The following is a 25,142-nucleotide window of genomic DNA, read 5'->3' on the forward strand; positions in this document are numbered from 1 at the left end:
ATATGCAACAGCCATAACGGCTCTTGTAAGGGTCCTCAACCATTTCTCACTACTTATTTTTACAGTAATTAGGGTTTAAATCAAGTTGAAAGGCCTAATTATTCTTAAATAATATAATATGTTTAGCTTGTGCTGAAAGAATATTCTAAAATTATAAATTCATTACTTTAAAGCCTTTTTCAAGATGTTAGTTCATTAATTATTCTGCCTGATCCACTGGTTTTTGCCGAGATAATACCAAGTTATATGATCGGTAGTAATTGATTGACCATAAGCGTAACTTTTTCCAGAAGTAACATGATTGGCAGTGCGTTTTCGTAGATTTGGATAAGGACTAGTATAAATATTTGTATCAAATGACTGGTTATTGATATTGACTACACCAGCAGTAAAATCTGGATTGTTGTAAACATAAAAATTATGGAACCACTGATCATTGCCTAAGTTGTAGTAAGAATAACCATCTTGATAAGAACGGCCAAAAATCACTGTATTCATCTGGCGCTTTTTATTTAAAGAATCACGTAGTTTTTCTGCTTGAAGTAAAAGAGCTGATTTAATTGTTGTAGATGAATCAGGATCAGCTACTTGGTTTAAAATTTTGCGAGTTGTCTTGTCATTGCTATCTTTAATATTTTGCGAGGAGGATATTTTTTCAGAGCTCTTTTCTCCGTTCTTAGTCTTAGTGTTATCGTTTGAAGTTTTTAGTTTAGGCTGATTAGCAGCAACTTGATTAAATAATTTAAAACTATATTGGTAGACATTATCAATATTTACGTTATATTCATGCCCTGAAATTAACTTAATATCTCCTGGAAAGTAAGTGATAATTGTTTTGAAGTAGCCATATGCCTTATTACTGAAATTATTAACATTTGTGGCTTGGCTAACTTCGCCTGTATCTAAATCGGTGACGGTGATTTTAGAAATACCGGAGGTAGTTTTATCAGATAAATAAAGAGACCAAGCAATGTTATTTCCTTGAAGTAATTCTATTGGGAAAACGCCACTATTAGGATAGGCAACGGCACTTTTAGCAGCAGCCTTATAGCCATCGCTTGAATATGCAACTTGCTGGACTGAATAGCGGTAGCTATTTTCACCGTATGCTGCACCAATACCAGTGGTAGTAAGTCTACTTGATAAAAGCCACGCACGATGTCCAGTATCCGATCCATCAAGATTATAGGTATCAGTTAATAAATCTGTGATTACATCACCAGCAGATTGATTGCTTACATTAAAATTCAAATTAGAGCTAGCAGAAACATTTTTGGCAATTGTCCAGTAAGTATCGCTAATATAGTTCGGTCGTGTTTCACTAGGTAACCCGTGTTGATTAGTAAATGGGTTAGCCTTAATTGCAGCCATAACACTTGCGGTAATTTGCGCGTTGTCATTATCTGTCTTATTTGTAGAAATACTTGGCAGATCAAACAAACCACGATAAAAATTAATATAGTCTAATTGAGAATTAATATAAGAATTAGTAACAGAACCAGGTGAAAATGGTGCTGTTAAGTGAGGGCTACTTGCATAAAGATTACCAGAATTAAAAGTTTGTTTTGGTAATCTTGAATATTGATTTTGAATTCGATGAACTTCTTGGATTTCATCTTTGGTAAATGTTGCGGCCAGCGCTTCGCTAATCGTAACGGTACTAGTTGTAGCACTGAGTGTAATAGCAACTAAAAAAGCGGTGGCTTTTTTTGTAAAATTCATCTTATCTCCTTTGCGGGATTTATTATTAGAGTAATAGTAATATATATAACTTAATTATAAAAAATTTTCATTCTTTTGAGACTTTTTTTCAAAAATAATGCATTATAGCGTCACGATTGTTTATAATAAGGTTTCGAGGACAAAAAGGAGATAAAGATATGACTGACAAAATTAAGGTAGGTTTGATCTTCGGTGGAAATTCTTCAGAATATGAAGTTTCTATCATGTCTGCCCACAACATTTATGAGGAAATTGATACTAATAAATTTGATGTTTATCCAATGTGGATTACGAATGATGGGTATTTGGCTGACGATGCCGATTCTCGCAGAGTCTTAGACAATCCTAAAATGGAAGTAGCTAACCCTCATAAAGTAGCAAATATTTCTAATATTGTTGAATTAAAAGATCGTCCTGAAATTGACGTATTTTTCCCAATTGTACACGGAAACTTGGGTGAGGATGGTTGTTTACAAGGTTTATTTAGAGTTCTAGATAAGCCATTTGTTGGGGATGATGTCTTAGCTGCAGCTGTAACGATGGACAAGGAAATGACCAAAATTTTAGCTCAACGTGCTGGTGTTCCTGTCGCAAAGTGGATTGCAGTTAAGCGTTTTGAATATAACGATCCAGATAATGAAAAGTTAGACTATGAATACGTAGCTAGTCAATTAGGCTCAGATTTATTCGTTAAGCCATCAAATCAAGGATCTTCAGTTGGTGTAAGTCACGTTACTAACGAAAAAGAATACAAGGTCGCTTTAGCTGAAGCTTTTAAATATGATGATAAGGTTTTAGTTGAAGAAACTGTTCACGGTACTGAAGTAGAAACTGCTGTTTTAGGTAATGATAAGCCAATCGTTGCTGGTGTTGGTCAAATTATTAACGCCAAGGATTCATTCTATACTTATGAAAATAAGTATGATGATGATTCAACTTCAACTTTAGAGATTCCAGCTAAATTGCCTGAAGGGATTGTTGAAAAGGTTAGAAAAAATGCTTTAAAGGTATTTCAAGCAACTGAATGTAGTGGCTTAGCACGTATTGACTCAATGCTTCGTACGGAAGACAAGGAAGTTGTTTTAACAGAAGTAAATGCTCTTCCAGGATTCACTAATATTAGTATGTATCCTAAACTATTTGAAGAGGTTGGAATTCCATATACTGATTTGATTACTAAATTAATTGACTACGCAATGGAACGCTACGATCACAAGAAAACTTTGTTACATAAACATGATTAAACTTAGTTTAAGTAAAGGGAGAATTTAGGATGGCAAGCGACCATAATTTTGAAGAACTTGAGGCCCCAGCAAAAACGGCGGAAGAACTTCATATTAGCGTAGCAACATTAAGAAAGTATTCCTTAATTGTTGAAAAAGTTACTGGAAATAAAGACTACTATGAGAGGACTAAGCAGAAGTCTCGCTTATATTCAGCTAAAGATATTGAAGACCTAAAAGCTTTTAAAGCTCTGTCTAAAAAAGCTGATCTGACTTTACAGGAAGCAGCAAGACAAGTTTTTGCAGTGAGTGATAAAAAAGCTGAAGAAGCCAAAAAGGCTGCAAAAATGCAAAAAGAAGTTGCAACTAAGACTGCTACTGTAGACGCTGATCAAGTAGTTAAGCTTTTGACTATGCTCCAAAATACGATTGCAAGTCAAAATCAAGCAATTCAGGATTTGCAAAAGCAAGTAGCGCGCGTTGAAGCTCAAAATAAGAAGTTAATTGATAGCTCACACCAATTAGCTGAGCCAGAATCAACAGATTCACAAAAAGAAGTTCAAGCTAATAAAGATCAGGAAGCTGCCGATAAGATTACTGAAGAACAAAAGAGTGAGCAAGAGGCTCATGAAGAAATCTTAAGAAAAGCTAGAGAGAACGAAGAAAAGCGTCGTAAGCAAAAAGTAGAAGAGAATATTCATCGTACTTTAGCTCAGATGCAAATTCATCCCAAGAAAAAACACAATTGGTGGGATCGCTTTTTTAATTAAAAAATAGGATGCCTGTTTGTAGGCATCCTATTTTTATTCGTCTTCAGGTTCAATAATTAATGACTCTGCTAACAAAACGTCGTTATATAGATTTAAAATATAGGTTCGATATTTGCCTTCCTTTTGTCCAATCATTTCTAGATATTCGCGTTCAATCGCAAAAGCCCTAAAAAAAGCAAGACGCTGTAGATACTGTTCTGATTTGCTTAGGTTAGGCTGGTCAATTGTCTTTAGCAGAACTCGCATATACTCACGCGTTTTAACAACTCGTTTTTGATTAAGTAGGGTATAGATAACATGGCGTTTTACTCTTTGCGGTAAATACATTTTATGAACAGCAACTAAGGCGCGTTTAACCATTTCACTTCGTATTTTATCCATTACGATGTGGGCCTCTTCGTCACTGACATTATGCGGAAGAATAAATTGAAAGACAATTGTTGGAACAAGCATACTTAAAATAATTAAAACAGCCTCAGACATGATGACTAGGTTATAACTTTGACTTCCTAGAAAGTCAACGCTTATCGTTAATGCTAACGCTAAAGTAACTGCACCATGAATCCCTCCAAGTGAAAAGACTATGCTTTCTCTTCGATCATAACGAATAATTAAGCGACCATATAGGTAACGAACTAGCAAGTTGGCAAGGTAGACTATAATGCCAACAATAATCCATTTAGCTAGATCTCCATTAAAGAGCTTATTACGTGAAATTCTTACCATCATCAATCCTAAAATAATGAAAACCATACTATTAAAGATATCAGAAATAAGATTTTGTAAGTCTTGGCTCATATGAACCTGTCTTGAATTAAGCAATAAGCTTTGTTGAGATTCTGCATTATGTAAGAGACCAGCAACCACCACCGCGATAATTCCAGAGACATGGAGATGTTCTGCTAGAGCATACAAGGCTAATGGGGTAAGAATATAAATAAGATTTTGAGCATTTTAGGAATTAAATCTGGATCTGACAAGAGTCTGACGAAAAATAATTATTACCCATGCTACAGCGAAACCTAGAATTGCACCGCCAATCGAAGAAATACAAAAGTCCTGAATTGTCTGTCCATAATTAATATATCCATTTGCAAACCAAAGAAGGCTCATGTTGAGCAAGATAATTCCAGATGCATCATTAAAAAGTGATTCAGCTTTTAATGCTGACGTTACACGGCGAGGCATTCTTAGGCCATTAGTTACTGCTTCACTTGCTGTGGCGTCTGTTGGCGTACTAATACTGCCAATAATAAATGCAAGCGGTAAGCTAACGTCAGCAAGCAGATGAATGCTAAAGCCGCTTACAATTAAAGCTAGTAAAACCATGATAATAGTTAGCCCAATTATCTCTTTAATACGTCTACCAACGTTATGAATCCTAGTCTTTTGTCCTTCAAAAAATAAAAGTGGCGCAACGATCAACTCCATAAAAATTTCTGAATCAAAACTAGCTATTTGTTGGTTTAAAAAGGGAATAAGACCAATAATAATTCCGATGATCATACTTATATAGTTAACTGATACTTTATCAATTGCTTGAGCAATAATAATACTGATAGCAGCTGCAATTGCTAGAGTAAAAGTTGAAATCATAAGTTCCATAGTTTAGATTTACCTCAGATAAATTACTATTTTTTAATAATTAGTAAAAACTTTTAATGCTACTATATTAGCATACTCACCATTTAGGTTATTAGGGAAGGTGAAGATGTGAAAAAGAATCAAAAAGTTTGGCTTAGTTTAACGACTTTAATTGTTGGCGTAGTTTTTACGGTGATTACGTATTTTTCTACAACTTTTGCTAGCAAGCCAATTGCTGTAATTACCGATAATCACATTCAAGACACGCTAATTAATAAAACCAAAGACAATTATGAAAATAAAGATGAAGTTAGGCAACAAATATTGCATTTAAAAATCATCTCAGGAAAATACCGAGGTAAGAGATTCGTTGTTACCAATACCTACTCTCCTTCACAGGCTGTTTCACAAAAATATCGTCCTCATCAACGTGTGATTGTATCTTTTATTAAAGAAAAGCCAAAATTAGTTGAACCTAAACGCGATTGGGTAGTTGTCTTGAGCATGTTTTTAACTATTAGTCTGATCATTTTAATCACTGGAAAACAAGCTAGTTTATTGTTAATTTCAATGATTTTGAATAGTATTATTTTTTATTTTGTGATTAAGAATGATATTAAAGAAAATGGAACCAAAATTTTCTTAGTTTATGGTATTGCAGCTATTTTGTTTACTTTTATTTCCCTGATAATTGTACAAGGATTTAATCAAAAGATGCTTGTTACACTAGTTGCTACGCTTCTAGGTGTTTTTGTGTCATTTGGAATTTTTTATTTAGTTATGAGATTGACACATGAACGCGGGATTGACTATGAAGCAGTTGATTATGCAACGCAAGATCCACGAGCACTATTTTTATCTCAGACCATTTTAGGAGTTCTTGGGGCAGTAATGGATGAAGCAACTGATATTGTTTCGAGTCTTTATGCGTTAGCTAAACATAAGGTTGACTTAACCTTTAAGGAGTTATTTCTTAGTGGCCGTACATTAGGACAAGAAATTATGGGACCATTAATAAATGTATTAGTACTGATTTTTATGGCCGAAGCACTGCCGATGACAATTTTGTATCTAAGAGATAATAATACTTTAGTTTATACTTTTAAATATACTCTTTCTTTAGGTGTAATTCAGAGCTTAAGTTCAGCGATAGGCATAGTTTTAACTGTGATTTTTGCCACTCTTGCTAGTTCTGTCTTTTTAAAAAATAAAAAAATAGAGGAGGCAGCGAAATGACAACTTTAACGGCTCTATTGATAATTCTCTTAATTTTAATGATTATTGTTGGTGGAAAAACGGGCCTTAAAAGTTATCTTAGTGTGGTTATTAATGCCTGTTTGATAATTCTTGTTGCTTTGTTAATTTCTTGGGGAGTAAATATAATCTTGGTAGGAATAATTTTTATTCCTTTAAAATTATTAACAATTATTTATTTAGGGACACACGATTATACTGTAGCTAAGAACGCGTTTTTAACCGCTTTATGCGTGAGCTTGATCGTAATGCTGATAATTATCCTGCTTGAAAGCTTAGCTCAAACTCAGGGCTTTGGAGACCAAGCAGGAGAAGAATTAATTGGTTTATCGTTGAATGTAGGAATTAGTTTCGCTCAAATAGCTATTTTAGTTGCAATTTTTTCAATGCTAGGGGCAATTGCAGAAGCAAGTGTAGCGATGAGTGCAGGCTTACTTGAATTAAAAAGGCACGATCCGAATATTACGCAGAAGCAATTGATCAAGAGCGGAAATGAAGTTGGTTCTGATGTGTTAGGAACAGCCATGAACACAATTTTATTTGGTTTATTTGGTAGCTTTTTGCCAATATTTATTTGGTATATGAGGTTAAATTATTCATTATTTGAGATTTTAAATGATAAACTTTTTGTAGATGAATTCTTAATTATTGTGTATTCATTTATCGGCGTACTTTTAACAGTCCCACTGACAACAATATTTTTAGCACATACGTTGACGCATAATGAACTTAAGAAATAAATAGCATAGAGGCTTAGCAAGATGAAAGTAGAGTATTTAACACAAAAAAATTTTAATAATCGCGAATTTAAAATCACGTATTATGGATTACAAGATAATCCGCAGCTTTTGCAAAAAAAGAGACCATTGATACTCGTTTTCCCTGGAGGAAGCTTTGACCATTTATCTTTAAGAGAAGGGGAACCAGTAGCATTGGCATATGCAGCTCATGGTTTTAATGCTGCCGTTGTTTCATATAATCTAACTACCGATCCAGGTAAAATATATCCTGATGCAGCCTTATCAGGATTAAAAGCTGTTTCTTATTTTAGAGAAAATAGTGAAAAGTTAGGAATTGATCAAGAGCGAATTACTACAATTGGATTTTCTGCTGGCGGTCATGTTGTTAGTTCAATGAACGTGATGGCAGAAAGTGAAAAATGGCAGGCAAAATATGATTTTAACCATGATCAAGTAGCGCCTAATGCCACAATCTTCGGCTATCCTTTAATTAATATTAAAGATATTGGTTTTCCGTTGCCAGCTGATGCTAATCAAAAAATGCCTACTGCTAAAGAGTTATTAGATACAGCTTTAGGAGTGACGCCTGATACGCCCCCCGACTTTTATTTTCCAAGCTGTTGATGATCCAGTTGTCTTGATTGATAATACAATCGAATATATTACAGCTTTAAGAAAGAAAAAAGTTCATTTTGAAGCACATTTGTTTAATAAAGGCGGCCATGGCTTTTCACTTGCTACTCCTGAAGTGGCTGTGGCTGGACGTGAGCCCGATTCGCATCTTGCACATTGGTTTAAACTAAGCCTTGAATGGTTAAAAGATAGAAAAATTTATATTTAGTTTCACGTGAAACAAGACCTGATTTTATATAAAAAAGTCCGAAAAGAAAATGAAGTTAATCATTTTGCTTTTCGGACTTTTTGTTTAATATTAGATGTTTTTATTCTTTAGCCATAAAGAATAAAACTTCTTTACCAGAAGCTAAATTATCAGAGGTAGCTAAAATTCTAAGTTTAATTGCTTTTGCTACTACGTCTCTTAAACCGATTACTTTGTTTTTAGCATCATTTGGCCAATTAATTTCTTTACTGAAATCGCTGAAGTTTTCACCGTCTTTTGAAATGGCAACTTGAACTCGCAAAATATGACCTATCCGGTCTCGTGAACGAGGTACGTAAACCATCCGGCTCAGCTTATAAATGTGATTGAAATTAAAAGTCAAGTCTAGTGGACTATCTTTACTAATTTGGTCTTTTGAGAGCCATTCACTAGCTAGCTTAAGATCAGTTAAGTTTTCGACTGGAGAATCTTTTTCACTTTCTGCTGTGCTAGTAACTTTTACATTAGAAATTGCATAATCCATTTGATCGCGCTTGGTATGAGTTCCAAAGTATTCAGACCAATCTGATACCTTGTTACCGAATTTATTTCTAATTCTAAACCGATAGCGTGTGTTAGGTTCAAGCTCGTGGAAAGTGAAGGTATCTCCATCAATATTAGTATGAACCATTCCATTAACTTCGATATCAGCCATTATATTTTTACCGACGAAGTTAGTTGGATTAGTCCAAGTAATGGTGATGCTCTTTGAAGTTAAACGGTCCGTCAAAATTGCGGCACTTCTTGGTGAAGCCATAGCTGAATCGATAATAGCATGTTGTTCGACTTCACTACCATAACTAAAGTTTTCAATCGTAAGTTCAAATTTATTGTCATGGATGTCAACAGCTGGCATTTTTACCTTAAGAGCAGGCTGCAGTTGACCTGTAAATTGACCAAATTCTTTGCATGGCACGTAATCTTGCTGGTAGAAAATACCTTCTTCTGATTTGTTAAAACTATCTAAATCATTATATTCAGGTAGTGGAATAATTTGATCATTTAATTTAAGTGAAACTTTACCAGGATAGCGATCGGCCATGATTGTTAAGATAGTAGCTTGTTTTTCTTCAAGTCCTTCATAGCTTCCCTCGGTTGGATAAACCGTAATATGAAGTTTAGATCCATTAACCGAACTGGTAATTTGTGTTGTAGCTGCATTTCCCTTTTCATAATCATTAGTTTGATTATCATCTTCATATAAGATGGCAGAACTCTTATTTTGTGGGTAAACAAGGGCACTTCTAAGTGATTCCTGTAAGATTGCCCCTCCGCGAACGTAAACAGGAAGATGCCACAATGGATAGTGTAACTTATCGTAAATTCTGCCACCGATTAATTTTTTACCAGTAAAGAGATCGATCCACATAGTTCGATGATCAGGCAGGTAAAGATTGTCTTTTAATGAAGCTCCACTTGGATCTTCTCGACCATTAGTAATTGGGGCTATTAATAAGTTGTTTCCTAGCATAAACTCATGTTTTACCTGATTTGTGTAGTTAACTTTTTCGTGCGGGAAGGACAAAAACAGAGGTCTAACAATCGGCATGCCATCTTGAGCAGCTCGGGTAAGAGTATAGAGATAAGGCGTAATTTCTTCTCTAAGTTTTAGGTAAGCGCGAGTAATTCGCGTCATTTTTGCATTAAATGCAAACGGTGTTTTTTGGATATTGCCGTAATTATCAATTGAGTAAAGCAGAGGCGTGAAGACTTTCCACTGTAGGTCACGGATGTTTACTTGAGCATTACCGCCGCCTTCTTTTCCATCAATAGCACTTCCGATATTTGGTTGACCAGAAAGAGACATACTTAAGAAACTAGCAATCTCTGTTGCAATTTGTTCCCACTCGCCTCCTACACCTTCATTTGCGGTGGTAGCTAAGGTTTGAACAGCGCTCCAGCCATTACTTGCCATTGCCCAAGGACGATTAGTTTGGTTTTTATCAACTAAAGGCTCACTAGCAATTGCAAAATCTTGCATAATTTTGTCATTAGCTAAATTAGGAGCTTCTGTCTTAAATTTTAAGAAATTAGCTGGTGCATTTGCAGGTAAAGCTCCGTAGAAACCAAGCTTTATATTTTGCTCCTTGGCAAAATCAACTAAGTTAGCTAATTCGGTTTCATTTAAAGTTTGCTTACTGTTGTAGTTAGGAACAAACCAGCTAAGTGGAAAATGATGTGAGCGGTAACGTTCAATCATTGCACGAGCAGAAAATTGATACTGCTCTTCACCATTAAGAGAAGACTTAGCAACAATTTCATTATCAGCATGGGCAATTTTATAAGTATTACCATCTTCAAATTTAATGGCATTATTTTCTTGAGGCTTCGCAACACTCCAGCAAGTATCAAGATAGTTACCTAAGTATCCTAGGCCAAGAGCATATTTAGGCAAGAAGAGGGGAGAGCCGGTAATTTTGTAGTACTGACGTAAAATTTCAGCTGGAGAATCTCCTAAAAGATAAAAATTATCAAAAATAGGAGTTTGATGGGTAAGAATAGCAGTATTGCCATTTTCACCTTTAAAGTCATAAATTCCGTTTTTCCAAGTATTGCGCAATTCTGCAAAGCCAGCATTGGACCAGAAAAAGCCTTCTGGACAAGCAACTGCACCAGGACCGGTTAAATTCGTATTTTTGATTTCAATTATTTTTCCTTTATGACTAAAGCTTCCATTTTGCATTCCGCCGCCATAATAGAATTCATTTTTATTTTGACGTAAGAATTCACTAGAATAATCTGCTCCTAGTTCAATCGGACTACTTTGCATCATACGATAGCGATGAAGTTGATCATCAAAAATACTAAAGATTGCAGGATTTTTTTGTAAACGAAGTGAAAATTGACCACTTTTAATCGTGAAAGTTTCATCAGTGACTAAAAGTTGTGATTCTTCAAAAGGACGCAAACTAAAGTTACCTGCGGCAATCGTTAAAGACGGCGACAAAGGTTTAAATTCTGCTGCCGGATCGATAATTAAGCGAAAGATTCCTTTAGCAATAATGTATAGACGTGCTCTTTTTCCATCTGCAAATTGCAGATCGTAGTAGCGAGTACCTTTCGCTACTTGCACTAAACGACTTAATTGTTGTGGTTGTTGGTTGTTAGTAATTTCAGACATATTACATTTCTTCTTTAAATTAAATTTTTCATTTACGTATAGTTCATATTATAACGAAAAAATGCATTTCGTGTTTTTTTAGATTTGACATAAAGCGCTTTCTAGAATATTCTGTAGAAGGTGGTACTAACCAGTTGAAGATTGGATGGGGTTAGAAGATGAAAAAGCCACTTTATCAGCAAGTAATTTTAGATCTTGAAAAGAAAATTAAGACTGAAATGAAGCCAAATAATCGACTGCCTAGTGAAAGGCAACTTTTAAAAGAATATGGTGTGAGTCGAAATACGATTCGATTAGCATTAAATAATTTAGAAGAACGAGGCATTATTTATCGATTGCATGGAAAAGGTACATTTGTTTCCACAATTTATCTAGATCAGACCAACTTAGGAAGTATGTATTCATTTAGTGAACAGATGTCAGAAGCAGGACACAAGCCAACAACACAAAACCGCACATTAGAGCTTGTTGTTCCCGACGCAGCTGTCGCAAATCAGCTTAATTTGAAAGCTCAAGAAAAAGCGTACAAGTTAGTTAGGTTACGTCTAGCTGATGGAGTACCACTAATGTATGGAGAAACATATTTACCAGAAAGTATTTTTCCGGATCTAAAAATGTCGGATTTAAATGAAAATCATTTGTACACTGTTATGAAGCAAAAATACAATGAACAAAGTGTTCTTGCCTTTGAAGATGTACAAGCGGTTAATTTAGATGAAAGAGACAGTAAGATTTTAGGCGTAAAGCCCGGGGATGCTAGTTTAAAAATTTTTAGACGGGCAATCAATGATAAAAACGTGCCGATTGAATTTACCATTTCTCTAGCTAGAGGGGATAGATTCATTTATCGATCACGGCAATACAATCATTTAGTTTAGTTATCGAAAGGAATAGGCCAATGTTTACAAAAAGTGATGCAGAACTAAAAAAGATGGGCGCAGATATTACTACTAGAGAAATTCAGCAACAACCTTCTTTATGGAAAGAGACTTTTAAGATTTATCAAGAAAAGAAACAAGAAATTGATGAATTTTTAGCTAAAATCAATCAAAAATTTAATAAAGTAAAAGTCATTTTTACAGGTGCAGGAACAAGTGCTTATGTTGGCAACACTGTGATGCCATATTTGAGAAAGCATGCCGATCGTACTAAGTATGACTTTGAAGCAATTGATACTACTAAGATTGTTTCAACACCAGAAGATTATCTTGAAGCAGAAACACCAACAATTCTAGTTTCTTTTGCTCGGAGTGGTAATTCTCCTGAATCAGTTGCAACTGTTGAACTTGCTAAGCAATTAGTTACGAATTTATACCAAATTGCTATTACATGTGCTCCAGAAGGACACTTAGCTCAAGACTTAAAAGATGATCCAAATGGACTTGTTCTTTTAATGCCTGCTAAGTCATTAGATCAAGGTTTTGCGATGACAGGTTCATTTTCATGTATGAGCTTAGCTACTTTATTGGTATTTGATACTAGAAGTGATGCAGAAAAAGAAACAATTGTTAATGAAATTGCTAAGATGGGCGAAAGCGTAGTTGATCGTGAAGCGGAAATTCAAAAATTAGTTGATACTGACTTTGACAGAATTACTTATATCGGTAGTGGTGCTTTAGGCGGCTTAGCTGAAGAAGCTCGACTTAAAATTTTGGAATTAACAGCTGGAAAAGTTGCGGCTTTATTTGATACTTCAATGGGATTAAGACATGGTCCTAAGTCATTTTTAGATAAGAAGACGATTGTTTTTGACTTTGTTTCAAATAATTCTTACACCAGAAAGTACGATTTAGATATTTTAGATGAGATTAAAGCTGATGAAATAGTTCCATTGGTAATGGGGGTAGGACAACTTAAGAAGGGACAAGACTTTGATGGTAAATTCTTCGCCTTTTCTGGAGAAGAGTTACCAGATGCATATTTAGCATTGCCAGATATTATGTTTGGTCAAACAATTGCGTTGCTTACTTCGGTTAAGGTTGGAAATACTCCAGATACTCCTTCACCAACCGGTACAGTTAACCGTGTTGTTAAGGGAGTAACAATTCACAAATTCATCAAATAAAATTCAAATTTAGAAAACACTTTCAATTTAGAATAGAAGTTAATTTAAGGAGTTAAATACTATGTCATATTATATTCATGCCGGAAAGTTCTTTTTAGAAAATAAAACTGAAAATGGTGGTTATCTTGAAGTTCAAGATGATGGAAACTTTGGTTTATATTATCGAGAAGATGAAAAGCCAAGTCATGGTCTAATTAAGGAATATGGCGATCAATGGATTGCACCTGGTTATGTTGACACGCATATTCATGGCTTGCTTGATGAAGATACGATGAAGAGCGACTGGGAAGGCGTTAATAAGATTTCTGAAGGTTTGCTTCAAGCTGGTGTAACTAGTTGGCTACCAACTACAATTACTGCAAGCGATAAAGAATTAACTGAAACTTGTGAAAAGTTTGCGGCACATAAGGGTGAAGAAACTGGTGCTAAAATTCAAGGATTACACTTTGAAGGTCCATTCTTTACTCCTAAGCATGGTGGGGCAGAAAATCCTAAGTATATGACTGATCCTTCGATTATGCTTTTAAAGAAGTGGCGTAAAGCTTCAGATAACATGTTGATTAAGATCTCAATGGCACCTGAAAGAAAGAATGCCCGTCAATTTGTACGTGAAGCTGTAAAGATGGGCTTAGTAGTTGCTTTGGGACATTCAGATTCTGATTTTGAAGATGCTATTGCTTGTGTTGAAGCTGGAGCTAGCGTCTTTACACATACTTTCAATGGGATGAATGGATTGTCACAACACTCACCTAACATTATTGGTGCTGCATTTTCTTCTCGTTTAACAACGGATGAATTAATTTGTGATGGTCACCACGTTGAAGAGCCAGCTGTTCGCGCCTTAGTAAATGCACGTGGGCCAGAGCATATTGCCTTGATTACTGATTGTATGCAGGCTGGATTAATGCCTGATGGTGATTATGTTTTAGGTGAATTGCCAGTTTATGTTAAGGACGGTATGGCTCGTTTGAAAGATACTAATAACTTAGCCGGCAGTATTTTGCTCTTAAAGGATGCAGTTAAGAATGTAGTGGACTGGAATGTTGCAACACCTGAAGATGCAGTTATGATGGCTAGTTATGTACCAGCTAAGAGTTGTAACTTACTCGATAAGTGTGGTGTGATTAAACCTGATCACCCAGCTGACTTTGTTGTTTTGAATCATGATATGACTGTCAGTGAAACTTATCTAAATGGTGAGTCACGTTACAAGGCTTAAAAGAGTATACTTTTAGTAGGAACTTTAGAAATCCTTAAAAAAGTGGTCACAACCAGTTGACTAGTAAAAGTTAATATACTAAGATTGAAACTGTAGAAAGCGTTTACAGAAATATTTTACGGAATATGGAGGAATCTATATGAATATTGTGGGAGCTAGAATTGATGGACGGCTGGTCCATGGTCAAGTAGCTAATCTTTGGACCCCGAAGCTTCAGGCGGATCGCATTATGGTTGTTGATGAAGATGCAGCAAAAAGCGATATCCAAAAAAGTGGTTTGAGAATGGCTACGCCTCTTACGACTCGTCTTAGCGTTTTGCCAGCACAGGTTGCAGCAGATCATTTGATTCATGAGCGTTATGGTAATCAGCGAATATTTATTGTCGCTAAAAAGCCAGCAGCCTTCTTAGATTTACTTAACTTAGGTCTTAAGCTTGATACTTTAAATGTAGGTACAATGTCTCAAACAGATACTACTAAGCAAGTAACTAAGCAGATTAATGTTGAAGAAAAAGATGTCGAAGATTTTAAAAAGATAGCAGATAAGGGCGTGAAAATCACAGCTCAGTTAACTCCAAGTGATGATTCTCATGACTTTATGAAATTAATGAATGAAAAGATTAAATAGGAGGTCTAACGATGGCTTGGTGGCAAATATTACTACTTACCCTCTATGCTGGTTATGAAATTCTTGATGAATTGCAAATTTATTCATCTTTGAATACACCAGTTGGTGCCGGCTTAATTGCTGGTTTAGTTATGGGCGATTTAAAGACTGGTTTAATTATTGGTGGTGCCATGCAACTTACTGTGCTAGGTGTTGGTACTTTCGGTGGTGCTTCTAAGATTGATGCAACTACCGGTACAGTTTTAGCAACAGCATTCTCTGTAAGTATTAAAGGAATGAGCCCACAAGTAGCTATTTCTTCAATTGCGGTTCCAGTAGCTGCAATTATGGTTCAATTGGATGTTTTAGCAAGATTTGCTAACACTTACTTTGCACACAGAATTGACCACTTAATTGAAGAGAACAACTACAAGGGTATTGAAAGAAACTTCCTCTATGGTGCAATTCCTTGGGCTTTATCTCGTGCAATCCCTGTATTTATTGCTTTAGCATTTGGACGTGGTTTAGTTCAAACTATTGCTAACTCATTAAACGGAAACTTGAAGTGGTTAGGTACTGGTTTAACAGTAGCTGGTGCGGTACTTCCTGCAGTTGGTTTTGCTATTTTGCTTCGCTACTTACCAGTTAAGAAACACATTGCTTACCTAATTATGGGATTCACATTTACTACTTTATTCTCAGTCTTATTCACAAGTATTCAAACTTTAGGTACAGGTCTTCAAGCAGCAAACAAGTCATTTACTGCAACTTTCAACGGCTTGCCAATGCTTGCAATGGCTTTAATTGGATTAGCATTTGCAATCTTGCACTACAAGGATGAAATTAGTGGTAAAGGTGGCAGCGGTAAAGGTGGAACCAAAGAAGCCGCAGCTACTACAGAATCAACTAATGTAGCTTCAGAGGGGGAAATCACCGATGATGAACTCTAAACCAAAATATAAATTAACTGACAAAGACTTTAATCAAATTAACAGACGTTCTTTATTTGGTTTCCAACTAGGTTGGAACTATGAAAGAATGCAAAACACTGGATATTTATTCTTGATCTTGCCACAACTTCGTAAGATTTATGGCGATAATACTCCAGAATTACAAGAAATGATGAAGACACACGTACAGTTCTTTAACACTTCTAACTTCTTTAACACAATTATCACTGGTATTGACTTAGCCATTGAGGAAAATGAAGGTGTTGAAGGTAAAGATACTGTTACTGGTTTGAAGGTTGGTTTAATGGGACCATTTGCCGCAATTGGTGACTCAATCTTTGCTGCTTTGATTCCAACCATCTTCGGTGCCTTGGCTGCTTCTATGGCTTCACAAGGAAACCCAGTAGGTGTATTTATTTGGATTGCCGCTCAAATTGCGATCTGTTTCTTCAGATGGAAGCAACTACGTTTTGCTTATGATAAGGGTGTAACTCTTGTTACTGAAATGAGAGACCGCTTGAATGCTTTAACTGATGCTGCTACAGTACTTGGTGTGTTCATGGTAGGTGCTTTAGTTGCTACAATGGTTAATGTTAAGTTTGCTTGGGTACCACAAATCGGTAAAGTTACGATGGATATCCAAAACAACTTAGATATGATCATTCCTAAGTTATTACCTGCCTTGATCGTCGGCTTTGTTTACTGGTTACTTGGAAAGAAGAAGATGACTTCAACTAAGGCTATTTTAATTGTTTTAGTTCTATCAGTTGTTCTTGGCGGTCTTGGCGTTCTTGGCGTTCTTGCTAAGATTTAGCAGTCAATTAAAGGAAAAATATTATGGCAAAAGAATTAGTATTGATCAGTCACGGTAAGATGGCTGAAGAAGTTAAAAAGAGTGCAGAATTAATTATGGGTCCCCAAGAGCATATTCATGCTGTATGCTTGCTTCCTGAAGAAGGACCTGAAGATTTTGAAAAGAAGTTTCAAGATACTATTAATGGCATTCCTGAAGAAGATTTAACAGTATTTGCTGATTTAATGGGAGGTACTCCTGCTAATACAGTTAGTCGTTTGATTATGGGTGGTCAAAATATTCATTTAGTTGCAGGGATGAACCTAGCAATGGTGATTGATTGGCTCAATAGTCAAATGATTGGCAATGATTCAGATGCTGTTAATGCTGGTAAAGCTGGAATTGTGGATATCAATCAAATGCTTGCTAGCATGAAGAAATAGATTATTTAGATAGATGTTGAAAACGACTCACGGTGGTAAAACCACACGTGGGTCGTTTTTTATAATAAAAAAATTTATAGATTTATGCGTAATAAACATATGGGATAACCCCTCAAATATTTTTAGAGAGGATTCTATGAGTCGTACCATACTTATTCTGATCAAGATAGATCAAAACAATTGCAGGATGGCGTAACAAAGATTATTATTAATTCACAAGTTTCAGCTGAAGGTCAGAGCGAAGACTTAAAAGCCTTGGCTAAACTGATGAATAATGAGCCAGTTAAATTAAATAAATATTTCGATTACGCGCAAAGAAGAATCAAAGAAATCAACGAAGATCCGGAAATGAGGGAAAAGATCATGCTTTACGAAACAAGGATGCTAGAACGTGAACAAGCTGCTGGGAAAGCAGGATATGAGCAAGGAAAAGCCGATTCTGCCAAAATTATTCTCGAAAATCAACTGAATAATGGTAAAACTTTGGAGCAAGCTACAGAATTTGTTAGAAATTTGAAATTGATTTCTGATAAAGAGTTAGAAAAAATAATCGATCTTTATAAATAATAAAAAATGCTTAGGACATTTATATCCTGAGCATTGTACAAGTGATTTATAAGTATTTAATAGTGATAAAAGCTGATAGATTTCATTTCTATCAGCTTTTTTTGTCGAGTAATTTGTTACAATATAAATAATTTAATGATAGCGCTATAATTTACCCTTTTAGAAAGGTCAAGATATGAATAAATTTTGTCCCCATTGTGGGAAACCAATTAAGCCTACGGATCGATTCTGTTCACATTGTGGAAAGTCAGTTATATCTTCCAAATCTGGAAAACAATCGATGCCTAAAAGAAGTGAAATTCACAGCAATAAATTAAAATCACAAAAACGAAATATCATTATTGGAGCAATTATCGCTGTATTTGTCCTTATTCTTGGCGGCTGGGGATTATATCAACATGGTCGAAATTCAGCGGAAAGCACAGTAATTGGTGGCAACGGAAGGCTAACTAATGCTGAGATTAAAAAGATCCCGCGTAAGCAATTAGCAGCTTGGGCAATTCTTTATGCTGATAAAAAATATGGCAAAAAATGGGGCGAAGCAGCCGATGATCTAAGAAGTGGTCACTTGACAATCAGAAGTTATTCAAAATATCGTTTTGGAGATTATGAAATCAGTGCTACTGACGGAAGTACTTTATATGTTATAAATGATCAGGTTGGCTATTTGGTTTCTAAAGATAACAAAGAGATAACTTATGTTGGAAATAAGTCTAGCTATAGTAACAGAAGTGTTTTAAGTCAGATTTATCCAGAAATTAAATCTGAAAATACGGATAAAAATGTAAATATTTGGAATGATAATCTATCGATTGTTGCTGGTAAAGCAGATGATAGCGATGAAGATGCTAGGAAACAAAGTTCCAAGGCTAGAACAAAATCTAAGCAATCTACGTCTGAAGATAAATTATGGTCAAGCACTCAAAATGATGAACTAATTAGTTACATGGATGAATTTGGGGAGAAAATGCATCAATCGTATGAGCATTATATTGATGGCAAAGATGATCTAGTAACGTTAGCTGGAGAACATTTTCCAAGTGATATTAATGAAAATACTTATCCATTTAAATTGGGCTCTGGAGATCATGATAGTAGGGATCCTAAAGATATGGACAGCATTAAATTGAAATGGAATCCGCAAGTAACTAGTAAAGATAATGACAGTGATACATATAATGTGGTTGCTATTTTTAATCATAATGGCAAAAGTGCAGAAGATCATATAACTTATTTGTTCTGTTTTTACCATGGAGAACCTGTTGCCTTGGTTGATCAGACAACAAATGGAGGTTATGTAGTAGTTCACCCAACGGCTAACCAAGACTTAGCTTCTCATTTTGAAGAAATTGCGAATAATGATTAAAAAAATACTTGGAGATAAAAATGAAAAATAGAGTATTTACTTTTTTACTAGTAGGATCTGCTGTTTTAGCTATGGCTGGATGTCAAAGCCGTTATAAGCAAGAAAAAGGCAGTAATGAACAAGCTAAAATTATTAAACAAAGTAAAACAAATAAAAATGTAAGTATCGTAGGAAGTTATCGTGATGATACTGATGGAGCAGCAATTGCTTTTAATTCTGATCATACTGGAAGATATGTATATGCTGATCCTAAGAATTCAGATACTGATGATCGGTTAACCTGGAAGAAAACTGGTAAAAATACTTATATAATTAGACTTAATGACAATGATGTAAATAGTGCCTTAACTGCTAAGCTTACTGGTAGCACTTTGGTTATATCAGGGGATGACGACTGGAATACAGAAACGTTTAATAAAACAAAGAATAAACTTAATTTGGATGACTTTCTTTCAAGCAAGAAAGTAGAAAGTTCAACATCAAGTAAGTCTAAAGATAATGTAAAAAATTCTAAGTCTACAAATGGTGTTCCAGGTGATGAAGGACTATTTGATATGCCAAATGAATTACGTGGTACATGGTATTTAGCAAATGAAAGTGACGGAAGCGTAAGTAAACTGATAATTGATAAGAATACCATTACTGGTGAGGGATTTATAGAAAAATTGCATAAAATGAATAAGAACTTTGATTTTACCAGTTATGCTCAAAATCATCCGTCTTATCAAGATTTGACGAAGGACTGGGCAAGAGTAGTTGTTTTATCTGAAAATGGCGAAAGTAAAGTTAACGTTCGTGGTTGGTTGCAAAGTGCTGGAGCTGGAGAATATTATAATTTAGCTACAGAACATGGACAAAAAGTTTTAGTAATAGGTGGCGGTGCTGAGGCTTGGGTAGATGGCATTGGCTGGAGAAATAAAACCGATGCCGAAAAATATGGAAAAGAAAAATTTAATGATCTTCATTATCGAGAAGACATTAGTTTAGAAAATAATGACGATTCTGATAGCGCTGCTACAAATGACGAGGATTAACCAATGAATAATTGGAGAAGTTCTTTGGATAATAATCTATGTACAAAAATAAGCTAATAGAGTAAAAGAACTCTACCAGCTTATTTTATCTAATTAATATACCGCACCATCGTAGAAGTTGTATCTTGGACGGTTGAAATCAAATGTAGCTAATTCGCTCATCTTGATTACGTTGTCTGCAACACCCCAGCTCATCAAGTTGATTGATTCGCCGTATAATTCATCAGGAATTACAAGTAAAACGTATTTACCTTGAGACATTGCATAACCTAATTCCATACCTAAACCAACATCTTCTTCTTTAGGAACGTAAACGCCAAGCATGATGTCGCTAGTTTTAATTCCGACTAAATCTCCATTGTAGGTAGCTTGAGCCCATTCTTTGTCGTGTAAATATTCAGGGTGTTCATCAACACGAATGTCTTTGTATTGATTTTGAAGTGGAACATAGCTGTTTTCTAGATCAATAGTTGGGTTAGCATTTAAAGCACTCATTGCATCTTTGTATGCCTTGTTTTGAGTTTCAGTGAACCAACCAGCACCAAAGTAAACTGTCTTTTGTTTTGTCATGGAAAAACCTTTCTTTCTTATCGGTGGAACATTTTTACATTAACTAACTTTAACAAAATTTGAACAAAAGGAACACCCACTTTTGTGTTTTTGAAATCGGTTTTATATAATGAAACTAGAAATTTTTGCTTAGGAAAGGCGGAACCTACTACGAATACTAAAAAAAATCTTTTCGATCCAGAAGCTGTTTTTGTGACAGATCTAACTGATCGAAATGAAATCTTCAAGACCGTTTCTCAAAAATTATATGACTTAGGCTATGTTAAAGAAGATTTTTTAGGCGATATTATTGAACGCGAAGATAAGTACCCAACGGGAATTTCAATGAGACCATTATCACGGAAATTACCTGATGTCGCTGTACCGCATACTGAGGGAGACTATGTAAGTACTCAATTAATTGTTCCAATTGCTCTTAGAAACTCTGCAACCTTTAATAACATGGTTAATCCAACTGAAAAGTTAAAGGTAAAATTTCTATTTCTGATTTTGAATAATGACCCAGATATGCATTCAACTATTTTGGCTAAGATTATGGACTTTTTAGCTGGAACTTCAGTTGATGATCTAAATGAATTATTTAATTCGGATTCAAATGAAGAAATTTATGATTTCTTAGAAACTAATTTTGAAACTGAGAAATAAAAAAAGAAGCTGCTTAGCAGCTTCTTTTTGTCTCCAGATTAAATTATTAAACTCCCGGATAGTCAGTACTTGAGAATGAAAGTGAAAAGTAATCGCAACGCTTATAGCCAACGACTAATTCAACTACTTCTCCTGTAGAAGATAAAATAGTTTTCTTGACTTGGCGTACAACGGGATAATCTTTAGCAATTTTGAGTTGCTGGCTAATTTCACTATCAGCTTTTACAATTGTATCCGTTTCTGTAAAGGGCTCATCGAATAAGTATAATTGCTTATCTTTTTGAAGCGTTTCATAAATACTATGATAGTTATTAGGATCTTTAGCTAAATTTTTATTAATGAATTTAGCTGGAATAAAAGAACAGTGCACCATAAAAGGTGCGTCGTCAATTAAACGCAAGCGTTCAATATAGTAATAACTCTCATATTTTGGTAAACCAAGTTTTTTTAACATTTTAGCTTGGTTATCTTCTTGTAGCTTTAAAACTTTAACTCTGTCTTCTTCTTGTTTATCAGAGAAAACTTCATTATCACTTAAACGGACTAATTTATCCTTTCTTGAGCGTGAAATGAATGTGCCTTTACCTTGATGACGAACTAAGTATCCTGCCTTAACTAGATCTTTAACAGATCTAATAACAGTAATAGATGAAACATTAAACTTTTCTTTTAATTGAGCTTCACTATAGAATTTGTCTCCGTATTTAAATTTGCCAGAGATAATTTCTTTCTTTAGCTCGTTTTCAATTTGTAAATATTTTGGAATATCCATAATATATCAATCCTTAAGATAGATTCTCCTAAGATCCATGATATCACGGCTTGAGAGCTTCATGGTAGAACGAAGGTATTCATTGATTCCACCATATTGCTGGTTTAGAACGTGTATGGCATTATCTAAGTATTCTGGATAGACTGACTGAATATCCTTAATAGATTGCAAGACGCGCTTGCTAGAGCCGTCAGTGGCAGCTTGCTTAAGCATTCCATCAACGAAATCTTTCGTGGTAACATTTGTTAAAGTGTAGTCATATTTGATAGTAGTAAAAGGTACACCTAATGCTGATAAAACTAGCAATGCACCGAATCCAGTTCTGTCTTTTCCTGCGGTACAGTGGAAGAGCAGGGCATTTTTCTCTTGATCGTTAGCAAGTAAAAGATCGAAAAACTTACGATAGGCTTTTTGAGCTGTTTGTCCATTAATCATATCTTCATATGCAAAGAACATATGCTTAAAGCCGAATTCGGGATCCTTTTCCGCATTTTCTTCTAAAGCAAAAATCCCTTTAGAAGCGTTAGTTAAGTCATCGCTGAAAACTGGATCAAAAATATATTTTGCACCTTCAGGTACACGATCAGGATGCTCAGTTTTTTCTTTTTCGGTTCTAAAGTCAACGTCATATTTTACGCCGTGTTTTTGCAATAAATCTAAGTCTGATGAAGAAAGATCAGCTAAATTTCCGGTTCTAAGCAATTTATTGTATTTGATAGTTTGACCAGATACGGTTTTATAGCCCCCAAGTTCGCGGAAATTGCGACCATTTTGGATGCCAATTAATTTTGTCTCATAATTTTCGCTCATTAATATTTTTCCTCACTAAAGTTATTTAAATACAGTATTATTACTTTAACATATTTTTTCATAAATATTTTAGATTTATTAGATCTATAAAAAGAAAACAAATTTATTAATTGTTATAATTAATGGTAAAATTACAATGTAAAGATGCAAATTCCATTTGGAGATGATTACTTATGGTAAAAGATTATAACAATATTTTAGTTCCTGTTGATGGATCTGAAACAGCAGAGCGTGCATTTGATAAGGCAGTAAAGATTGCTCTTGATAATAACGCTCACTTGGATGTATTAAACGTTATCGATACTCGTCAATTCATGGGGGAAATGCAAGATACTTTGATTTCTGGAGACACCATTTATCAAATGACCCAAGATTCTGAGGAGTATCTTAAGAGCTTAAAAGAATGGGCTAAGGAACATTTTAACTTTACTGATGTTTCTTATCACATTCGTTACGGTTCGCCTAAGAGAATCATTGCGGTTGATTTTATTAAGGACCACCACAATGACTTAATTATTATGGGTGCAACTGGTATGAATGCAGTGGAAAGAATGCTAATGGGAAGCGTTACTGCTTACGTTAACCAACATGCTTTATCTGATGTTTTAATTATTAAGACTGATATTGATAACAAAAAAGTCGCAAAACCTAAGAAAAAATATTTCTAAAAAGCGAACATTAAAAAATCACTCTATTATTTACTAATGGAGTGATTTTTTTATAAAGTGGATCGATCCAATTCAATCAATTAAAAATTACGAGCGCTTTCATTAAAATAATAGTACCCAAGTACGAATATTTTTGGTATGATACATAAGAACGAACGTTAGTACTAGGGAAGGAAGAGCGATGATGGTGAATTTCGATTACAACATTATAAAACGTAACCAAGATTCAGTGGCTCGTTCTTGGGCTGGTTCTTTCTGGGGATCAGTCTTCATTGGTGTTGGCGCTTTCGTTGGTTTTTTAGCGACTTTTAAGACTCGATGTGATTAGCTATTTTTGTCAGCTTATCATATTGAGTCTTTTTTTGTATTTGTCATTTAATGTGTTTCATTAGGAGGAAACGATGAAAAAGTTCAAAAAAGTCTTGGTTGGCCTTTTTGCAATTTTACTTGCTGTTGTTGCAACTGCTTGTTCTAACAAGTCAAATAGTTCAAAAGATGGTTATACGCCTAAGTCATTAACTATCCAATTTGTACCTAGTCAAGCTGCTAATAAACTTGAAGCTCGTGCTAAGCCTTTAGAAAAGATGCTTTCAAAGAAACTTGGTATCCCAGTTCATGTTTCAATGTCAACTGACTACAACACTGTTGTTGAAGCAATGAAATCTAAAAAGGTTGATGTTGGTTTCTTGCCACCAGATGGTTACGTATTAGCTCACAAGCAAGGAGCAGCTAATGTTTTACTTCAAGCACAACGCTACGGTGTAAAACAACCAGGTGGTCAAGCTACTAAGAACTTGGTTAACTCTTATAGAGCCGAAATTCTTGTTAAGAAGGGTTCTAAGATTAAGTCTTGGAAAGATTTAAAGGGTAAGAGTATTTCAGTTCAAAACCCAACTTCTTCAGCAGGATATGTTTTCCCAGTTGCTGAACTTGAAGAAAAAGGATTAAACGTTCCAAAAGATTGTAAGTTAGTTACTGTTACTGGACACGACCAAGCAGTGCTTAACGTATTAAATGGCGATACTGACGCAGCATTTGTTTTTGAAGATGCTCGTAACATCGTTAAAAAAGATAACCCTAAGATTATGGACCAAGTTGTTCCAATTTACTTCACTAAGCCAATTCCTAACGATACTATTTCTATTAGAAGCGATATGTCTAAGTCATTCCAAAAGAAACTTGCAAAGGCATTTATTGAAGTTGGTCAATCTAAAGAAGGTAAGAAGATTATCGAATCTGTTTACAGTCACGAGGGCTACACTAAGTCTAAAGACAGTAACTTCGATATTGTTCGTAAATATGACAAGATTATTGCCAAGGACAAGAAATAGTCAATTAA

At 35.0% G+C, this 25,142-nt stretch carries 23 protein-coding genes and 2 pseudogenes; 19 read left to right on the forward strand and 6 right to left on the reverse strand.

All coding sequences use genetic code 11. The features are described from left to right. Positions 1-195: 195 nt before the first annotated feature. Positions 196-1,722 (reverse strand): CAP domain-containing protein, encoded by a 1,527-nt coding sequence (locus tag AB5359_RS05735; protein ID WP_368279820.1) that lies wholly within the window; start codon positions 1,720-1,722, stop codon positions 196-198. Positions 1,723-1,880: 158 nt separating this feature from the next. On the opposite strand from AB5359_RS05735, the gene AB5359_RS05740 reads away from it, so the two are divergent. Together AB5359_RS05740 and AB5359_RS05745 are read left to right on the forward strand one after the other, a co-directional pair. Beyond that, positions 1,881-2,966, forward strand: a complete 1,086-nt coding sequence (locus AB5359_RS05740) for a D-alanine--D-alanine ligase family protein (protein ID WP_039155470.1) — start codon at positions 1,881-1,883, stop codon at positions 2,964-2,966. Between the two features lie 29 nt (positions 2,967-2,995). Beyond that, on the forward strand, positions 2,996-3,715 hold the full coding sequence (locus tag AB5359_RS05745; RefSeq protein ID WP_368279822.1) for a transcriptional regulator: 720 nt from the start codon (positions 2,996-2,998) through the stop codon (positions 3,713-3,715). A gap of 33 nt (positions 3,716-3,748) precedes the next feature. Here the strand turns inward: AB5359_RS05745 and AB5359_RS05750 are convergent. After that, positions 3,749-5,320, reverse strand: a pseudogene (locus AB5359_RS05750) (cation:proton antiporter). A 108-nt stretch (positions 5,321-5,428) separates the two neighbouring features. Here AB5359_RS05750 and AB5359_RS05755 point away from each other — a divergent pair. The 3 genes and pseudogenes from AB5359_RS05755 (at position 5,429) to AB5359_RS05765 (ending at position 8,134) form a co-directional block, all read left to right on the forward strand. Beyond that, positions 5,429-6,535, forward strand: coding sequence for a YibE/F family protein (locus AB5359_RS05755; protein ID WP_048685759.1), 1,107 nt, complete (start codon positions 5,429-5,431; stop codon positions 6,533-6,535). After that, on the forward strand, positions 6,532-7,293 hold the full coding sequence (locus AB5359_RS05760) for a YibE/F family protein (RefSeq protein ID WP_039155472.1): 762 nt from the start codon (positions 6,532-6,534) through the stop codon (positions 7,291-7,293). Before AB5359_RS05755 ends, AB5359_RS05760 begins: the two co-directional genes overlap by 4 nt. Positions 7,294-7,314: 21 nt before the next feature. Then, a pseudogene (locus AB5359_RS05765) lies at positions 7,315-8,134 on the forward strand (alpha/beta hydrolase). A 100-nt stretch (positions 8,135-8,234) separates the two neighbouring features. Here the strand turns inward: AB5359_RS05765 and AB5359_RS05770 are convergent. Continuing rightward, positions 8,235-11,294, reverse strand: a complete 3,060-nt coding sequence (locus AB5359_RS05770; RefSeq protein ID WP_368279823.1) for a DUF5110 domain-containing protein — start codon at positions 11,292-11,294, stop codon at positions 8,235-8,237. A 158-nt stretch (positions 11,295-11,452) separates the two neighbouring features. Between AB5359_RS05770 and AB5359_RS05775 the strand changes: the two genes are divergently transcribed. From AB5359_RS05775 to AB5359_RS05820, 10 genes are all read left to right on the forward strand, one after another. Further along, on the forward strand, positions 11,453-12,172 hold the full coding sequence (locus AB5359_RS05775) for a GntR family transcriptional regulator (protein WP_003649624.1): 720 nt from the start codon (positions 11,453-11,455) through the stop codon (positions 12,170-12,172). A gap of 20 nt (positions 12,173-12,192) precedes the next feature. Further along, positions 12,193-13,359: an SIS domain-containing protein gene (locus AB5359_RS05780; RefSeq protein WP_003649623.1), complete on the forward strand. Its 1,167-nt coding sequence runs from the start codon at positions 12,193-12,195 to the stop codon at positions 13,357-13,359. A 61-nt stretch (positions 13,360-13,420) separates the two neighbouring features. Further along, positions 13,421-14,578, forward strand: coding sequence for an N-acetylglucosamine-6-phosphate deacetylase (gene nagA, locus AB5359_RS05785; RefSeq protein WP_020806636.1), 1,158 nt, complete (start codon positions 13,421-13,423; stop codon positions 14,576-14,578). A 139-nt stretch (positions 14,579-14,717) separates the two neighbouring features. After that, positions 14,718-15,206, forward strand: a complete 489-nt coding sequence (locus AB5359_RS05790) for a PTS sugar transporter subunit IIB (RefSeq protein ID WP_020806635.1) — start codon at positions 14,718-14,720, stop codon at positions 15,204-15,206. 11 nt (positions 15,207-15,217) lie between these two features. Then, positions 15,218-16,135, forward strand: coding sequence for a PTS sugar transporter subunit IIC (locus tag AB5359_RS05795; protein WP_020806634.1), 918 nt, complete (start codon positions 15,218-15,220; stop codon positions 16,133-16,135). Next, positions 16,122-16,949 (forward strand): PTS system mannose/fructose/sorbose family transporter subunit IID, encoded by an 828-nt coding sequence (locus tag AB5359_RS05800; RefSeq protein WP_368279825.1) that lies wholly within the window; start codon positions 16,122-16,124, stop codon positions 16,947-16,949. The genes AB5359_RS05795 and AB5359_RS05800 overlap by 14 nt, the downstream gene beginning before the upstream one ends. 23 nt (positions 16,950-16,972) lie before the next feature. Then, the gene (locus AB5359_RS05805) at positions 16,973-17,371 is read left to right on the forward strand and encodes a PTS sugar transporter subunit IIA (protein ID WP_003647965.1); all 399 of its coding nucleotides are present in this window, start codon (positions 16,973-16,975) and stop codon (positions 17,369-17,371) included. Between the two features lie 180 nt (positions 17,372-17,551). Further along, complete coding sequence (locus tag AB5359_RS05810; RefSeq protein ID WP_144841816.1) at positions 17,552-17,938, forward strand: hypothetical protein; 387 nt, start codon at positions 17,552-17,554, stop codon at positions 17,936-17,938. Between the two features lie 175 nt (positions 17,939-18,113). Continuing rightward, positions 18,114-19,304: a zinc ribbon domain-containing protein gene (locus tag AB5359_RS05815; RefSeq protein WP_048685748.1), complete on the forward strand. Its 1,191-nt coding sequence runs from the start codon at positions 18,114-18,116 to the stop codon at positions 19,302-19,304. A gap of 20 nt (positions 19,305-19,324) precedes the next feature. Beyond that, on the forward strand, positions 19,325-20,338 hold the full coding sequence (locus tag AB5359_RS05820; RefSeq protein WP_048685746.1) for a lipocalin/fatty acid-binding family protein: 1,014 nt from the start codon (positions 19,325-19,327) through the stop codon (positions 20,336-20,338). 93 nt (positions 20,339-20,431) lie between these two features. Here AB5359_RS05820 and AB5359_RS05825 read toward each other — a convergent pair whose 3' ends face one another. Then, positions 20,432-20,908, reverse strand: coding sequence for a nucleoside 2-deoxyribosyltransferase (locus tag AB5359_RS05825; RefSeq protein WP_003649616.1), 477 nt, complete (start codon positions 20,906-20,908; stop codon positions 20,432-20,434). A gap of 84 nt (positions 20,909-20,992) precedes the next feature. On the opposite strand from AB5359_RS05825, the gene AB5359_RS05830 reads away from it, so the two are divergent. After that, positions 20,993-21,553 carry a PTS sugar transporter subunit IIA gene (locus tag AB5359_RS05830; protein WP_048685744.1) on the forward strand — a complete coding sequence of 187 codons (561 nt, stop codon included), beginning with the start codon at positions 20,993-20,995 and terminating at the stop codon, positions 21,551-21,553. A 46-nt stretch (positions 21,554-21,599) separates the two neighbouring features. On the opposite strand, the gene AB5359_RS05835 is transcribed toward AB5359_RS05830, so the two are convergent. After that, positions 21,600-22,325, reverse strand: coding sequence for a GntR family transcriptional regulator (locus AB5359_RS05835; RefSeq protein WP_048685742.1), 726 nt, complete (start codon positions 22,323-22,325; stop codon positions 21,600-21,602). Between the two features lie 6 nt (positions 22,326-22,331). After that, positions 22,332-23,135 (reverse strand): tyrosine-protein phosphatase, encoded by an 804-nt coding sequence (locus tag AB5359_RS05840; protein WP_048685740.1) that lies wholly within the window; start codon positions 23,133-23,135, stop codon positions 22,332-22,334. A 173-nt stretch (positions 23,136-23,308) separates the two neighbouring features. Between AB5359_RS05840 and AB5359_RS05845 the strand changes: the two genes are divergently transcribed. The 3 genes from AB5359_RS05845 (at position 23,309) to AB5359_RS05855 (ending at position 25,134) form a co-directional block, all read left to right on the forward strand. Next, the gene (locus AB5359_RS05845; RefSeq protein ID WP_020806628.1) at positions 23,309-23,803 is read left to right on the forward strand and encodes a universal stress protein; all 495 of its coding nucleotides are present in this window, start codon (positions 23,309-23,311) and stop codon (positions 23,801-23,803) included. Positions 23,804-23,984: 181 nt separating this feature from the next. After that, a complete protein-coding gene (locus tag AB5359_RS05850) occupies positions 23,985-24,131 on the forward strand; it encodes a hypothetical protein (protein WP_003649611.1) in 147 nt (48 codons plus the stop codon). A gap of 73 nt (positions 24,132-24,204) precedes the next feature. Further along, positions 24,205-25,134 carry a phosphate/phosphite/phosphonate ABC transporter substrate-binding protein gene (locus tag AB5359_RS05855; RefSeq protein WP_003649610.1) on the forward strand — a complete coding sequence of 310 codons (930 nt, stop codon included), beginning with the start codon at positions 24,205-24,207 and terminating at the stop codon, positions 25,132-25,134. Positions 25,135-25,142 lie beyond the last annotated feature (8 nt).

The sequence above is a fragment of the Lactobacillus sp. RTP31084st1_F9_RTP31084_210423 genome (assembly GCF_040919545.1).
GTDB lineage: Bacteria > Bacillota > Bacilli > Lactobacillales > Lactobacillaceae > Lactobacillus > Lactobacillus paragasseri.

What these genes read in the sequence shown, in the direction of transcription:
- AB5359_RS05800 (WP_368279825.1), top strand. Translation starts at nt 16,122, where the DNA reads ATGATGAACTCTAAACCAAAATATAAATTAACTGACAAAGACTTTAAT.
- AB5359_RS05840 (WP_048685740.1), bottom strand. Translation starts at nt 23,135, where the DNA reads ATGAGCGAAAATTATGAGACAAAATTAATTGGCATCCAAAATGGTCGC.
- AB5359_RS05845 (WP_020806628.1), top strand. Translation starts at nt 23,309, where the DNA reads ATGGTAAAAGATTATAACAATATTTTAGTTCCTGTTGATGGATCTGAA.
- AB5359_RS05850 (WP_003649611.1), top strand. Translation starts at nt 23,985, where the DNA reads ATGATGGTGAATTTCGATTACAACATTATAAAACGTAACCAAGATTCA.
- AB5359_RS05795 (WP_020806634.1), top strand. Translation starts at nt 15,218, where the DNA reads ATGGCTTGGTGGCAAATATTACTACTTACCCTCTATGCTGGTTATGAA.
- AB5359_RS05775 (WP_003649624.1), top strand. Translation starts at nt 11,453, where the DNA reads ATGAAAAAGCCACTTTATCAGCAAGTAATTTTAGATCTTGAAAAGAAA.
- AB5359_RS05770 (WP_368279823.1), bottom strand. Translation starts at nt 11,294, where the DNA reads ATGTCTGAAATTACTAACAACCAACAACCACAACAATTAAGTCGTTTA.
- AB5359_RS05815 (WP_048685748.1), top strand. Translation starts at nt 18,114, where the DNA reads ATGAATAAATTTTGTCCCCATTGTGGGAAACCAATTAAGCCTACGGAT.
- AB5359_RS05825 (WP_003649616.1), bottom strand. Translation starts at nt 20,908, where the DNA reads ATGACAAAACAAAAGACAGTTTACTTTGGTGCTGGTTGGTTCACTGAA.
- AB5359_RS05735 (WP_368279820.1), bottom strand. Translation starts at nt 1,722, where the DNA reads ATGAATTTTACAAAAAAAGCCACCGCTTTTTTAGTTGCTATTACACTC.
- AB5359_RS05820 (WP_048685746.1), top strand. Translation starts at nt 19,325, where the DNA reads ATGAAAAATAGAGTATTTACTTTTTTACTAGTAGGATCTGCTGTTTTA.
- AB5359_RS05745 (WP_368279822.1), top strand. Translation starts at nt 2,996, where the DNA reads ATGGCAAGCGACCATAATTTTGAAGAACTTGAGGCCCCAGCAAAAACG.
- AB5359_RS05805 (WP_003647965.1), top strand. Translation starts at nt 16,973, where the DNA reads ATGGCAAAAGAATTAGTATTGATCAGTCACGGTAAGATGGCTGAAGAA.
- AB5359_RS05835 (WP_048685742.1), bottom strand. Translation starts at nt 22,325, where the DNA reads ATGGATATTCCAAAATATTTACAAATTGAAAACGAGCTAAAGAAAGAA.
- AB5359_RS05760 (WP_039155472.1), top strand. Translation starts at nt 6,532, where the DNA reads ATGACAACTTTAACGGCTCTATTGATAATTCTCTTAATTTTAATGATT.
- nagA (WP_020806636.1), top strand. Translation starts at nt 13,421, where the DNA reads ATGTCATATTATATTCATGCCGGAAAGTTCTTTTTAGAAAATAAAACT.
- AB5359_RS05780 (WP_003649623.1), top strand. Translation starts at nt 12,193, where the DNA reads ATGTTTACAAAAAGTGATGCAGAACTAAAAAAGATGGGCGCAGATATT.
- AB5359_RS05855 (WP_003649610.1), top strand. Translation starts at nt 24,205, where the DNA reads ATGAAAAAGTTCAAAAAAGTCTTGGTTGGCCTTTTTGCAATTTTACTT.
- AB5359_RS05740 (WP_039155470.1), top strand. Translation starts at nt 1,881, where the DNA reads ATGACTGACAAAATTAAGGTAGGTTTGATCTTCGGTGGAAATTCTTCA.
- AB5359_RS05790 (WP_020806635.1), top strand. Translation starts at nt 14,718, where the DNA reads ATGAATATTGTGGGAGCTAGAATTGATGGACGGCTGGTCCATGGTCAA.